Consider the following 12,294-nt stretch of genomic DNA (forward strand, 5'->3'; position numbering starts at 1 on the left):
CGGTTAGCGCTGGACGGCGCCGTGCCGTTCGGCCGCCAGGTGGACTGCCGCGTCGCGGGAGGCACTTGCCTCATCGGCGGTCAGGGTGCGGTCCGGCGCCCTGAAACGCAGCGCGAACGCCAGCGACTTGTGTCCGTCCTCGATGCCCGCGCCGTCGTACACGTCGAACAGGTGCACGTCCTCGAGCAGCTCCCCCGCACCTTCGCGCAGGGTGGACAGGACGTCGTCGGCTGGCAGGGAGCCGTCGACGACGAGCGCCACATCCTGGGTGGTGGCCGGGAAGGTCGAGAGGTGCTTCGCCACAATCACGTCCGGGGCCGCCTCGAACAACAGGTCGGCGTTGATTTCCAACGCCACCGTCCGGGCCGGCAGATCCTGTGCCGCGAGGAGCTTCGGGTGCAGCTCACCGGCATAGCCGAGCAGTTCACCGGTCCGCAGCGAGATCCGGGCGGTCCGGCCGGGGTGGAACGCCTGGTGCTCGCCCTGCGAAACCTCAAGATCCACGCCGACGACGTCGGCCATCAGGCGGACCGTGTCCAGGGCATCGGCCCAGTCCCACGCTCGCGGCTGGTGGTTGGCTCCGGCTGGCGAATCGTTGCCGGTGAAGACCGCGGCGATGGTCAGCGGCTGGTCGGGTAGCCCGTCGTAGAGTCCGTCGAGGACTTCCTCGGAGGGCCGGGCACCCAGTGGCGGGATCTCGCTGCTGCCGACGGCATCCTGTGGCAGGAACACCAGCCCGGCCTCATAGAGTGCCAGGTCGCGGAAACCGCGGGAGTGGTTCCGTTTGGCCACCTCGATCAGACCGGGGAGCACCGAGCGGCGCAGGAAGCCCAGTTCGGCGCTCAGCGGGTTGGCTAGTTTGACCGACGCCTGCTCCGACCCGTCGGGCGAACCGAAGGTGGTGTTGCTCTCCAGCGACACGAACGGGTAGGACAGCACCTCGGTGAGTCCCGAGTCGGCCAAAGCCTGCAGCATCCGGCGGCGCTGCACCTGTACACGGGACAGGCCGCTGCCGGGAGGAGCGACGGGAAGCCGGGAGGGGATCGTGTCATAGCCCACTAGACGGGCAATTTCCTCGGTGAGGTCGTCCTTGATCTGGAGGTCCTGGCGCCAGCTCGGAGCGGTGACGGTGTGGCCGCCGTCGTGCGCTTCCACCTCGGCTCCCAGGTCGTTAAGCGCCCCGGTGATCTGCTCGTCGGTGAAGTCCATCCCAATCCGTCGGGCCGGGTAGCCGGAAGGCAGGTCGATGACGACGGCGCCGGGCTCAGTGCCGACGTCGGTTCCGGCGTCCTCGGCAGTGCCGCCGGCGAGCTCGACCAGCAGGTCGACGACGCGCTGGGCTGCGATACCCGCGACCTGCCAGTCCACTCCCCGTTCGAAGCGCTTTGATGCCTCGGACGGCAGCTTGTGGCGGCGACGCGACCGGGCGATCGACACCTCATCGAAGTGTGCAGCCTCCACGAGGACCGTGCTGGTGGTGTCGGAGACCTCGGTGTCGGCGCCGCCCATGACGCCCGCGATACCGATGCCCCCGGAGGCGTCAGCGATCAGGAGGTCTTCGACGTCGAGCTTGCGGACCTTGTCGTCAAGGGTCTTCAGGGTCTCCCCCGGCGTTGCCCGGCGGACCACGATGCCGCCGGAGAGCTTGTCCTGGTCGTAGCAATGAATGGGCTGACCGAGTTCGAGCATCACGTAGTTGGAGATGTCCACGGGCAGCGAGATCGACCGGATTCCGGCCAGCCTCAGCCGGGAGGCCATCCACGGTGGCGTGGGACGGGTGGCGTCAACGCCAGTCACCGTGCGGGCGACGAACCTGTCGCAACCGGGGTTCCCGTAGATCGGCGAGTCATCGCTCAGCGTGACGGGGTAGCCACCGGACAATGTGGCCGGCGCAGTGACCCGGGTTGCCGGGTCGGTGAAGGTGGTCCCGGTGGCGTGGGCGTACTCGCGGGCAACGCCGCGGATCGAGAAGCAGTAGCTGCGGTCCGGGGTGACGTTGATTTCGGCGGCCTGGTCATAGAGGCCGAGCAGGTCCATCGCGTCGGAGCCGATCTCCGGGTCCAGCCCCAGGGTGGAGAGCACCAGGATGCCGTCGTGGTCATCGCCGATGCCGAGCTCGCGCACGGAGGCAATCATTCCTGCCGAGACGTGGCCGTAGGTTTTGCGGGCGGCGATGCGGAAGTCGCCGGGCAGCACGGCACCCGGCAGCGTCACCACCACCTTGTCGCCCTCGACGAAGTTGTGGGCGCCGCAGACAATACCCTGCACACCCGACGGGTCAATGCCCTCGTTGGTCAGGGTCTGTGGCTGCCCCTCGGGCACTACCCGGACCTGGCACCAGTTGATGGTTTTGCCGTTGGTCTGGGGTTCCTTGACGATCGAGAGCACCTGGCCGACGACGACGGGCCCGGACAGGGTGTCGGTGGGCCGGTGGACTGCCTCTTCTTCGAGGCCGACCTTGACCAGTTCGGCCATCACGTCTTCGGCGGTGGCGCCGGCTGGGACCTGTGCGAATTCACGCAACCAGGAAAGTGGAATACGCATGCTTAGATCTCCATCCCGAAGTGCTCGCTGAACCGTACATCGCCCTCAATCATGTCCCGCATGTCCCCTACCTCGTTGCGGAACATCAGGGTGCGCTCAATGCCCATACCGAAGGCGAACCCGGAGAATTCCTCCGGGTCGATGCCCGCCGCGCGCAGCACATTGGGGTGCACCATTCCGCACCCGCCCCATTCAATCCATTGCGGTCCGCCCTTGGCTCCGGGGTGCCAGATGTCGAGTTCGGCTGAGGGCTCGGTGAAGGGGAAGAAGTTCGGGCGCAGCCGGATCTGGGCGTCGTCGCCGAACATCAGGCGTGCGAAGTGCTCGAGGGTGCCGCGCAGGTCGGCCATGCTGAGGTTCCGGTCGATGGCCAGCCCCTCGAACTGGTGGAACACGGGCGTGTGGGTGGCGTCGAGCTCGTCGGTCCTGAAGACCTTGCCGGGGCACAGCACGTACAGCGGCAAGGGACGCTCGAGCATGGAGCGCACCTGGACCGGTGAGGTGTGGGTGCGCAGGAGCAGGTGCGCTTCGGGTGGCTCGACGAAGAAGGTGTCCTGCATGTCGCGGGCCGGGTGGTCCGGCTTGAAGTTGAGCGCGTCGAAGTTGAACCACTCCGATTCCAGTTCGGGGCCCTCGGCGATTTCCCAGCCCATGCCGACGAAGATGTCGCTGACGCGTTCCTGCAGGGTGGACAGCGGGTGGCGGGCACCGGCACGACGACGGCGCGGGGCTGCAGTGACGTCCACCGCCTCTTCGACGAGGATCCGCGCGTCGCGTTCCGCTTCGAGTTCGGTGGTGCGGGCGGCGAGCGCAGCGTTGATCCGGCCGCGGGCCGGGCCGATGTTCTTGCCGGCTGCCGCCTTCTCCTCCTTGGCGAGGGCACCGATGCCCCGGTTCGCCAGGCTGAGAGGAGACTTGTCGCCGGTGTGGGCGATCCGGACCTGCTTGAGCGCGTCCAGGTCGGCGGCGGCGGCGATATCGCTGATCGCGCGGTCCACGGTGGCGCCGATAGCTTCGGCATCCAGCGGTGAGGGAACGTCGACGACGGCGGACGTCGCGTGGGCGGGTCCGCCCGGCTGTGTGGAGTCAGACATCGGGATGTTCATACCTTCAGTGGTGGTGGGCAACAGGTGTTTCACCGCGGATCCGGTGACCGTTGGCAGACGGTGCAAGTCTAGCCAACACCGGTGCTGAGTCCCCAATGGGCGCCTGTAACTCCCGTACTAGGATGATTCCCATGGTCCCGGCCCACAGAACGCGATGGTTGCTCAACTGGCTGAACCTGTCCACGGGGGCCGGGCTTCTCCTTGCCAAGGCCAAACGGTGCGACCTCCGCCCCGGCCCCGAGGGACTCCTCCTCGCTTTCGGCTACACCGGCACCCTGCCGGTCGCTAGCGCCTTCACCGTGGGGAACGTCATCCTGTTCCGCGGCTCGGCTGCGAACGGGGCACCCCGCCCGGCGCTCCTGGCCCACGAAGCCCGGCACAGCACGCAGTACGCCCTCTGTCTGGGATTGCCCTTCCTGCCGCTGTACTTCGCGGCGGCGGCTTTTTCCCTCCTGCGCACCGGCGATCCGGCCTCCGTGAACCCGTTTGAGCGCGGCGCGGGATTGGCCGATGGCGGCTATGTTCAACGGCCGGTAAGACCGCTTTCCACGACGCTTTCCGCCGTGTTCGGGAAGAAAGGATCACCATGACATCAGGCACCGACATTTCAACCATCACAGTCACCGGTACTGGCTCGGTCGCCGCCGTCCCCGACCGCCTGCACCTCGGCGTCGGGGTCGAGGTGCGCCGTCCGGCGGCCCCGCAGGCGTATCTCGGGGCAGCCGCCGCCGTCGTGAGGGTGTTCGACGCTCTGGACGCTCTCCAGCTTCAGTCACTTCGTCGGACCACCCGCCAGCTCGGGCTGCGCGCGGACATCCTGTGGAGCGAAAACCAGGAACAGCGGGTCACCGGGTACGTCGCGTCGCAGGATCTCATTTTGTCGATCGATGATCTATCGTCAGCGTCAGCCGTCCTTGACGCTGTGGTGCAGGCTGGCGGCGACGACACCCGGATCAGCTCGCTGTCGTTCGGCTTCTCCGCTCCGGGGGCCAGGGCAGCCGAGGCACAGGAGGCCGCCTGGCAGGATGCACTCACCCGGGCCCGCCGCTGGGCCGAACTTGCGGGATGCGTCCTCGGAACAGTGGAGGAGGTATCCGAGGTGGCGGGGCACCCTGCCCGTCCCCTGTTACCCAAAGTGATTATGACTGAGCAGTCATCAATGCCCGTCGAGCCGGGTGAGGCCGAGGTCGTCTGCAGTGTTACCGTCCGCTGGCGGATCCAACGGCTGGAGTAACGCGCCAGTAACACCCGGCGTGCTATCCAGAGACCCGGGTTCGGGTTGCATTGGGGGAATCATGTGTGAAGTTCCCAAGGGTCCGCGACGGTCGTTGCTGACTACCAAACAACTGGTACTAGGGTGCCTAAGTGTCACCCTGGTACTCGTGGGAATTCTCTTGCCACCCGATTCTTCAGCTGAAGGTCTGGCCAGCCTGGCCATTTTCGGCGTGGGCCTCTACGGATTGGGCCTGATCACCGTGGGTACCGCGCTGCTGGTGACCGAGGTGATCCTCCCGGCTGTGAAGGAGGTGGAGTTCGGGCTTCCCTCCGGCTACAGAATGGCTGCCGCAGTCTCCTCCCGGGAGGAAGCACTGCGGGACGAGTTCGACCGCCAGCGAGCAGATCTTGAACTCTGCGCTCAGTTGTTCTGTGATGATCCAGCGATAGCCCTGCGGCTCCTTGAAGCCTCCTGGGCGAAAACTGCCACGGTGTGGAAGGGTCCGGTGACTCCCGACATACGAACGTTTGTCATCTGCCAATTGGTCGAACTGGTCGACCTGCACCTTCGCCATGCCGGGTGGATCAGGGCACCCTCCGCGGGTGGCTCCTTGCTGACGGCGCTTGATCGAGCGGAACGCACAGCAGTGGTCCTCCACGACTTCGCCGGCCTCTCGCCCACTCAGATCGCTCGAATCACCAATCGGCCGGTGAACCGGGTGCGGGCCGATCTGCGAACCGGCAATGCCAAGGCCGATGCCCAGCAGGAAACGCCATGAACAGTCAGGTCCGCGACCACCTCGCGGCGGAAGCAAGCGACCGGGCACAATCCCACCCGGCTTTTGTCGACCGGGCACTGCAGGACGGTATGCGAGAGTATCAGCGGCATGTGGTTCTCGCCGTCACCGCCGCCGTCGCCTGTGTCGTGGCGCTAATCGTGACGGCAGCGTTCGGACCCCGACTGGTGTGGGGAAGCCCTGCTGACGAACGGATTGTCGGGCTGATCATCGAACCCCGAGCCGAGACAGTGCTTCTGGGCGGGACGGTCGAATACGTCGCAGTGGCGCAGCTCCAGGATGGCAGCACCCGACCAGCCGAGGGCCGGATCATCTGGAAGTCCACCGAGCCCGGGACCGCAACCATCGCCGCCTCGGGACGTGCCACATCGGTCGCCCCTGGCATCACCACCATCTCTGGTTCCCTCGACGGACGGGATCAGCTAACGGGCCGCGCCTCGCTAACGGTGCTGCGCGCTGCCGGCGGACCGAGAGCATGGTGGGCTTCCCTTCCCCCCTGAATCACTTGCCGACCCCGATCAGGTGAGCGGCGCCTAGTGTTCTGCCCCGGCGGCCAGGCGCAGGTCCGACGTCGTCCGCTGGCTCGTCAACGCGATGAGGCGAAGCGCAGCGGCCATCTCGGCAACGGGCATTCCCGGAACGCCGTGAACTGCTGCCTGTTCCACGGAGTAGGGAACGTGAATGAATCCACCCCGGGGGCCGTCATCGCTGCTGTCGATCGAGCTGGCCAGCTGGTCCATCAGCCCGTAAAAGACGTGATTGCAAACATAAGTGCCGGCGGTCTGGGAGATTTCGGCGGCAATCCCAGCCTCGCTCAAATCGTGTAACGCCTGCTTGATCGGCAGGGTCGAGAAATACGCGGCCGGGCCGCCGACCCGAACCGGCGCATCGATGGGCTGGTTGCCTTCGTTGTCGGGGATGCGGGCGTCGTCGATGTTGATCGCGATGCGTTCCAGCGAGATCTTCGTTCGTCCGCCCGCCTGACCCACGCAGAACACCAGCCTGGGGCTGTGCAGGGAGACCGCGGCACGCAGGATGGCGATACTTTCACCAAAAGTGCAGGGCAGCTCGACCGCACGTGCCTCGACCCCATCAGCCCGTAGATCCTCGGCGGCCTGCTGCGCCGCCTGCCAGGAAGGGTTGGCTGCTTCGCCGCCAAACGGCTCGAATCCGGTGAGGAGAATCATGGGTCAAGCCTAGGCGACGCCCCACACGAGTGGCTTAGGCGCACAGTAGTGGTTGCCCAACACCGCGTCCTCGGGTGAGCCACTATGGTGGGCCGGACAGCGCCACCCGGTCAGTCGAGGAACGCGGTCAGCCCCTCGATCAGCCGATGCACGTCGTCGAGGTTGGTGTAGGGCGCCAGGCCCACCCGGAGCCCGCCCGCCGCTCCCAGCCCCAGGACGCCGACCGCTTCGATCGCGTAGAAGTTGCTGGCGGGCACCAGGATGTCACGTTCGGCGAGGAAGCGGCTGGCCGCGGCGGCGTCGTGACCGTCGAAGGTGAGCAGCAGCGTCGAGGTCCGGACGGCAGCCCGGGAGTGGACTGTCACGGCAGGCATCTGGGCTAGTGCCGCCTCAAGAATCGCCAGGAGTGCCGCCTCATGCCGTTCGATGTCGGCGTGGGCTGCGAGGAGCTGTTCCCGCCGGGACCCGCCGTCACCCAGGGTTGCCGTGAAGTCGATTGCCGCCGTCGTGCCGGCCATGATCTCGTAGGGCAGGGTGCCAAGTTCAAAGCGTTCGGGGACCGCGTTGGTGGAGGGCAGCAGCTTCTCGGGCAACAGTGTCTCCAGCAGGGCCGGCGCGGCGGCGAGCACACCGCAGTGGGGGCCCAGGAACTTGTAGGGCGAGCAGACGAAGAAGTCCGCACCCAGCGCCCGCACATCCACGGCGGCGTGTGCGGCATAGTGCACACCGTCGATGAACAGGAGGGCACCGGCGTCGTGCACCATCCCAGCGATGCGCCGGATATCAGGCATGGTTCCGAGCAGGTTCGATGCTGCCGTGACGGCGACGAGCCGCGTGCGCGAGCTCAACGCCTCCCGCAGTTCGTCCAGGCGCAATTCCGAGGTCTCGGGGTCGAAACTGACCCAGCGGATGGTGGCGCCCCGCCGCTCGGCGGCCTGAACCCACGGCCGGACGTTGCAGTCGTGGTCCAGACGGGTCACGATCACCTCATCGGCTGGCCCCCACCCGGTACTGAGGTGCTTGGCGAAATCGTAGGTGAGTTGGGTGGCGCTGCGGCCGTAGACAATCCCGGACGGGTCCGCGTTGAGGAAGTCCGCCATCGCCGACCTGAAACTGAGTACCGCCGTGTCAGCGTTGCGTTCGGAGGCGACTGAGCTCCCCCGAATGGACAGCGGACCGGTGAGTGTGTCGGCGATCGCCTGCCCAACGGCGCGCGGTGTCTGGGTTCCGCCTGGACCATCGAAATGGGCGATCCCGGAAGCCAGTGACGGGAAGTGTGAACGCAGGCTCTCGACGTCGAGGGGCATGGGGTCCTTTCGGATGGCAGGCGATGCTCAAGCCTACGGGGGAAACCTGCGACGGGTTGGCACAGCGGCACTGACGGATGACCCTATCGCCGTCCCCGCACCGTGGCTGGGACTCCTCGGGCACCGTCACCGGGTTTTGGTGCCGATCCGTGCGGCATTCGCGCGCCCAGTTCGGCTGTGTTGCACACCAGCCCGATCTTCAGCGGGGTGGAACAGCTCTGAACCAGCCAGTTCCGCCCCTAGATTCCAACATCCCGTCGCTGCAATGCCACAGCGCTGAGTCCCGCGAGCGCCGCCGAGATACCCCATAGCCAGGCGGCCGCACCCCAGTCTGCCCCATTGGCCAGCGGCGAATCCCCGTAGGCCCAGTGATAGGGCGACAGATTCAGCAGCCACTGCAGATCGGGGCTTTGGCGCCCGACGGCGTTGAACACGTAACTGAGCACAGCAACCGCAGCGCCGGCAGCCAGGCCGAAAATTTTCCTGCCACTCACGGCTCCCACCAGCAGGGCAGCCGTCCCGCTGAGGAGCGCCAGTCCCGCGAACAGGACTGTCGCACCGAACAGATGAGAGGTTTGTATCTCCAGTTGGGCGGGCTCGTTCAGGAACAACACCAGAACAAAGACCACTGCTGCGAGCACCACAATCCGCACCCCGATTGCCAGGGCCCGCTCCAACACCACCTGGGGCCTGGTGACTGCGTGCGCCAGAGTCAGTTCCAACTGCCCGGCCTCCTCATCACCGGCCACTGCCGACGCGCCCCAGGATACTGACGCGATAGTCATCAACATGAACCCGATGAGGCCGAAGATCGTGCCTTGCGTGTAACCCGGCCCGGAAGTGATCTCGTCATAGTTCAGTGCTCTGGTCATCTCCGGCGGGAGAGCGTCAATCATGCTTTGCATCTCCACGCTGTTCCCCAGAGTGGAAAACAGTGGCAGGTAGACCGCGATGGCGGCGGCGAGTCCGATCGCCCATGCGAGGGTCGACCGCCAGTGTTCAAGCAGCGCACGCCTGAACAGGGGAAGCACAGCGGACGGCCCCGGCCGAGTCCGATGCGTGGCTGAGTAGGCCGCGCCGGTCATGGCGCACTCCCTACGGCTACCTTGCCGTACAGGTTGAGCACTGATTCTTCAAGGTCGGGCTCCTCGATCACCAGGTCGGCGAGTTGCAGCGGGGCCAACGCCTGCACCAGCGGTTGGATGGCTCCTTCGAAGCTCGCAGCCGCAGCTGCCCCAAGGTCGGTGTCGTGCACCTCGCTCAGGTTAAGGCCTGGCACGCGCTGCAGTCGGAGCCGCAGCTCGGAGCTACCCACGCCAATGACGGCTATCTTCACCTGGCGGAGCGCTCCTTCGCGCAGGGAAGCGACGGTCGAAACCTGGACGATGTTGCCGTCACGCAGAATGGCTACCCGGTCGGCTGCCTGCTGAACCTCGCTCAGCACGTGGGAGCTCAGAAAGACTGTCTGCCCGTTGTCCTGCGCTTCGTTCAAAAGTGCACGAAATTCCTGCTGGATCAGTGGATCCAGGCCACTCGTCGGTTCGTCGAGGATCAGCACCTCGGGGTCATGCATGAAGGCCTGCACCAGCCCCAGCTTCTGTTTATTACCTTTGGACAGTTTGCGGGTGTGGCGGTCCAGGTCCAGGTTGAAGCGTTCCGCCAGCTCGTCCGCTCGCCCCGGCCGCACCGCACCGCTGATCGCCGCATAGTGGGCGAGCAACCGGCGTCCGGTGATCCGTTGCTCAAGGAACAGCTCACCCGGCAGGTAACCGATTCGGCGTCGCAGTCCAGGTCCCGCAGCGCCCGGATCCTCCCCCAGAATCCTGATACTTCCGGCGCTCGGTCGAATGATGTCGAGCAGGCAACGCATGGTGGTGGTCTTGCCCGCACCGTTGGGCCCAATCACGCCAAAGACCTCGCCGCGTTCCACCCCAAAATCAATGCCATGCAGAACATCCCGGCGACCAAACGACTTCCGGAGGCCCTCGACCTCGATCACCTGGCCCATTGACCCGCACCGCCTTCCTCAGTTCACAGCTTACAAGCAGCCCTCCCCCACCGCAGTAGAACGTGTGTTCTAATATATTCATGCGATGGGCTGGTCAGAGTACGACGACGACGGCGCCGGCTTCTCAGGAGCCGTTGCTGCCCCTGAGTGGCCTGGTCAGGACCGTCAGGACACCAGAATTTGCGGGTATCACGTTCCACGAGGTACTCGCCAAGTCGGCACTGAACCGGGTACCCGGCAACTCCAGCATGCCCTTCCACTGGACCATCAACCCCTACCGCGGCTGCTCCCACGCCTGCGTCTACTGTTTCGCGCGAAAGACCCACAGCTACCTGAACCTGGACACCGGGTTGGACTTCGACTCCCAGCTGGTGGTCAAAACCAACGTGGGAGAAGTGGTGCGCCGCGAAGTGTCCCGCCGATCCTGGCAACGGGAACACGTCGCGATGGGCACCAACACCGACCCGTACCAGCGGGCCGAAGGCCGCTACCGACTGATGCCCGACATCATCACCGCGCTCGCCGATTCAGGTACCCCGTTCTCCATCCTCACGAAGGGCACCCTCCTGGCACGGGACATTCCCCTCTTGCAGAAGGCGTCGTCAATGGTGCAGATTGGGATGGGAATTTCGCTAGCTATCATCGACCCGGCGCTTGCCCACGCAGTGGAGCCCGGCACCCCCAGCCCCAAGGCGCGGCTCGAACTGATTAGCCGACTGCGCGACGCCGGACTGCCGTGTGGAGTCCTGGCCATGCCGATCCTGCCCTGGCTGACAGATGGAGATGAGTCGCTTGATCAACTCTTCGGCGCTTTGGCCGCGGCGGGTGCCACGGGAGTTTCCGCTGGAGCACTGCATCTGCGTCCCGGAGCACGCGAGTGGTACCTGGAGTGGCTGGCGGCCAACCATCCCGAGCTGGTGGGCCGCTACCAACGTCTCTACAGCGGCGGGAGCTACGCCTCCAAGGAGTACCGCACCTGGTTATCCGGCCGGATTCGCAAGCATCGGGCCAACCACGGATTCACCTCGGGAGCACAGTTCTTCAGGGAGCTTCAGCCGGGATCACCCGACGAAGGCGGTGTACCCGCGGGCACGTCCTCGACAAACCACGTACTCGCGCCAGACAAGGAGCCGACGCTGTTCTAGGGGTGACGCCTCATTGGGTGCCTCAGTGTCCAACCCGTCCGGCCTGGCGGGTCTGCGTCAGCAGCGCGTCGACGATGGGGCGGTCGGCCGGGATCCATGCGAGGTCGGCCAGCTCAGTAGAACCGGTAAGTGGCACCCAGGAGAGGAGATCGTGGTCTTGGAGCGGGCGCGGTTCCCCGATCACGAGTTCGGCGAGCCAGACCCGCATGACAGCGCGCTCGTTGAGCGCCCAGCCCCCCGGCAGCGGTCCAATGATCTCGGCACCAAGAGCAACTTCGACTCCCAGCTCCTCCAGCAGCTCCCGGTGCAGCGCGTCAATGTCCGATTCGCCCACCTCGACCTTGCCGCCCGGGAATTCCCACATCCCGGCGAACTGCTCAGGCGCTGTGCGGCGGGCGGCCAGCAGCTGGGTCGGGTGAGTCAGGGAATCGACGATCGCTGCGCCGACAATCTGGCGGGGTAAGTTCTCAGTGGGCACGAACCGAGTGTAGCGGGCACGCCCAACGGGCCCGTTGTTCGTTTGGCTGGGCTGCTGTCAGAGGGCCCTGACCTGGTTGTTCCGGCTTTCGTGGGTAAGTTCCACGAGACCGAGCTCCTCAAGGAGTGGCGGCAGATACATTCCAAACCGTCCCCGGTAGCCCTTACGTAGGCCATACCAGCCGGCCACCGGGTTCCCTTCCGAACGGGCCCATGCTTCAACTGAACCCTCCGGGGCTACTTTGTTCTCGTCCGCAGCGCCGAGAGGCACCCAGTCGCCCTGTGCCCGCAGCCACGCGGCAAGGTCCTCGATCGCCCTCAGTTGGTACTTCAACGTGGTGGAGCCTACCTGACATACCAGGGCCGGAGGTTCCGCGCTCTCGTCCCGGTACATCGTGTAGTGGGCCGACCCTGGGGCAGTGGTGAGCAGCCACGGGTCCTCCCTCGTGCCTTCTGCCATGATCTTCCTTACATCGCTGGGTCGGCTCTGCTGCCAATCCTCATCTCC

General features: G+C 65.8%; 12 protein-coding genes and 1 pseudogene. 5 read left to right on the top strand and 8 right to left on the bottom strand.

The window, feature by feature from the left end; translation table 11 throughout:
* Positions 1 to 3: 3 nt before the first annotated feature.
* Positions 4 to 2,544, bottom strand: coding sequence for a phenylalanine--tRNA ligase subunit beta (pheT, locus tag ABD059_RS09170; protein ID WP_343879283.1), 2,541 nt, complete (start codon positions 2,542 to 2,544; stop codon positions 4 to 6).
* A 2-nt stretch (positions 2,545 to 2,546) separates the two neighbouring features.
* A complete protein-coding gene (pheS, locus tag ABD059_RS09175; RefSeq protein WP_343879284.1) occupies positions 2,547 to 3,638 on the bottom strand; it encodes a phenylalanine--tRNA ligase subunit alpha in 1,092 nt (363 codons plus the stop codon).
* A 143-nt stretch (positions 3,639 to 3,781) separates the two neighbouring features.
* On the opposite strand from pheS, the gene ABD059_RS09180 reads away from it, so the two are divergent.
* The 4 genes and pseudogenes from ABD059_RS09180 (at position 3,782) to ABD059_RS09195 (ending at position 6,162) form a co-directional block, all read left to right on the top strand.
* Positions 3,782 to 4,240, top strand: coding sequence for an eCIS core domain-containing protein (locus tag ABD059_RS09180; RefSeq protein WP_343879286.1), 459 nt, complete (start codon positions 3,782 to 3,784; stop codon positions 4,238 to 4,240).
* Complete coding sequence (locus ABD059_RS09185; protein ID WP_343879287.1) at positions 4,237 to 4,884, top strand: SIMPL domain-containing protein; 648 nt, start codon at positions 4,237 to 4,239, stop codon at positions 4,882 to 4,884. Before ABD059_RS09180 ends, ABD059_RS09185 begins: the two co-directional genes overlap by 4 nt.
* A gap of 322 nt (positions 4,885 to 5,206) precedes the next feature.
* Positions 5,207 to 5,587, top strand: a pseudogene (locus ABD059_RS17750) (hypothetical protein); the annotation flags it as partial.
* A 53-nt stretch (positions 5,588 to 5,640) separates the two neighbouring features.
* Entirely contained in the window at positions 5,641 to 6,162 is a 522-nt protein-coding gene (locus ABD059_RS09195; RefSeq protein ID WP_343879290.1) for an Ig-like domain-containing protein, read from the top strand.
* A 33-nt stretch (positions 6,163 to 6,195) separates the two neighbouring features.
* Here the strand turns inward: ABD059_RS09195 and pcp are convergent, their stop codons facing one another.
* From pcp to ABD059_RS09215, 4 genes are all read right to left on the bottom strand, one after another.
* Complete coding sequence (gene pcp / locus ABD059_RS09200) at positions 6,196 to 6,849, bottom strand: pyroglutamyl-peptidase I (protein WP_343879292.1); 654 nt, start codon at positions 6,847 to 6,849, stop codon at positions 6,196 to 6,198.
* A 110-nt stretch (positions 6,850 to 6,959) separates the two neighbouring features.
* Positions 6,960 to 8,156 carry a cysteine desulfurase-like protein gene (locus ABD059_RS09205; protein WP_343879294.1) on the bottom strand — a complete coding sequence of 399 codons (1,197 nt, stop codon included), beginning with the start codon at positions 8,154 to 8,156 and terminating at the stop codon, positions 6,960 to 6,962.
* 239 nt (positions 8,157 to 8,395) lie between these two features.
* The gene (locus tag ABD059_RS09210) at positions 8,396 to 9,241 is read right to left on the bottom strand and encodes an ABC transporter permease subunit (protein ID WP_343879296.1); all 846 of its coding nucleotides are present in this window, start codon (positions 9,239 to 9,241) and stop codon (positions 8,396 to 8,398) included.
* Positions 9,238 to 10,164: an ABC transporter ATP-binding protein gene (locus tag ABD059_RS09215; RefSeq protein ID WP_343879297.1), complete on the bottom strand. Its 927-nt coding sequence runs from the start codon at positions 10,162 to 10,164 to the stop codon at positions 9,238 to 9,240. The genes ABD059_RS09210 and ABD059_RS09215 overlap by 4 nt, the downstream gene beginning before the upstream one ends.
* Positions 10,165 to 10,244: 80 nt before the next feature.
* Here ABD059_RS09215 and ABD059_RS09220 point away from each other — a divergent pair, with 80 nt between their 5' ends.
* Positions 10,245 to 11,309: an Rv2578c family radical SAM protein gene (locus ABD059_RS09220; RefSeq protein ID WP_343879299.1), complete on the top strand. Its 1,065-nt coding sequence runs from the start codon at positions 10,245 to 10,247 to the stop codon at positions 11,307 to 11,309.
* A gap of 22 nt (positions 11,310 to 11,331) precedes the next feature.
* On the opposite strand, the gene ABD059_RS09225 is transcribed toward ABD059_RS09220, so the two are convergent.
* Entirely contained in the window at positions 11,332 to 11,787 is a 456-nt protein-coding gene (locus ABD059_RS09225; protein ID WP_343879301.1) for a (deoxy)nucleoside triphosphate pyrophosphohydrolase, read from the bottom strand.
* Between the two features lie 57 nt (positions 11,788 to 11,844).
* A complete protein-coding gene (locus ABD059_RS09230; RefSeq protein ID WP_343879303.1) occupies positions 11,845 to 12,246 on the bottom strand; it encodes a DUF6855 family protein in 402 nt (133 codons plus the stop codon).
* Positions 12,247 to 12,294: the final 48 nt, after the last annotated feature.

Origin of the sequence: Arthrobacter flavus (assembly GCF_039526005.1) — a bacterium.
In the GTDB taxonomy this organism is placed as follows: Bacteria; Actinomycetota; Actinomycetes; order Actinomycetales; family Micrococcaceae; genus Arthrobacter_D; species Arthrobacter_D flavus.

Bases quoted from the DNA above. Each gene is read 5' to 3' on its own strand.
- pheT (WP_343879283.1), bottom strand. From the start codon at position 2,544: ATGCGTATTCCACTTTCCTGGTTGCGTGAATTCGCACAGGTCCCAGCC.
- pheS (WP_343879284.1), bottom strand. From the start codon at position 3,638: ATGTCTGACTCCACACAGCCGGGCGGACCCGCCCACGCGACGTCCGCC.
- ABD059_RS09180 (WP_343879286.1), top strand. From the start codon at position 3,782: ATGGTCCCGGCCCACAGAACGCGATGGTTGCTCAACTGGCTGAACCTG.
- ABD059_RS09185 (WP_343879287.1), top strand. From the start codon at position 4,237: ATGACATCAGGCACCGACATTTCAACCATCACAGTCACCGGTACTGGC.
- ABD059_RS09195 (WP_343879290.1), top strand. From the start codon at position 5,641: ATGAACAGTCAGGTCCGCGACCACCTCGCGGCGGAAGCAAGCGACCGG.
- pcp (WP_343879292.1), bottom strand. From the start codon at position 6,849: ATGATTCTCCTCACCGGATTCGAGCCGTTTGGCGGCGAAGCAGCCAAC.
- ABD059_RS09205 (WP_343879294.1), bottom strand. From the start codon at position 8,156: ATGCCCCTCGACGTCGAGAGCCTGCGTTCACACTTCCCGTCACTGGCT.
- ABD059_RS09210 (WP_343879296.1), bottom strand. From the start codon at position 9,241: ATGACCGGCGCGGCCTACTCAGCCACGCATCGGACTCGGCCGGGGCCG.
- ABD059_RS09215 (WP_343879297.1), bottom strand. From the start codon at position 10,164: ATGGGCCAGGTGATCGAGGTCGAGGGCCTCCGGAAGTCGTTTGGTCGC.
- ABD059_RS09220 (WP_343879299.1), top strand. From the start codon at position 10,245: ATGCGATGGGCTGGTCAGAGTACGACGACGACGGCGCCGGCTTCTCAG.
- ABD059_RS09230 (WP_343879303.1), bottom strand. From the start codon at position 12,246: ATGGCAGAAGGCACGAGGGAGGACCCGTGGCTGCTCACCACTGCCCCA.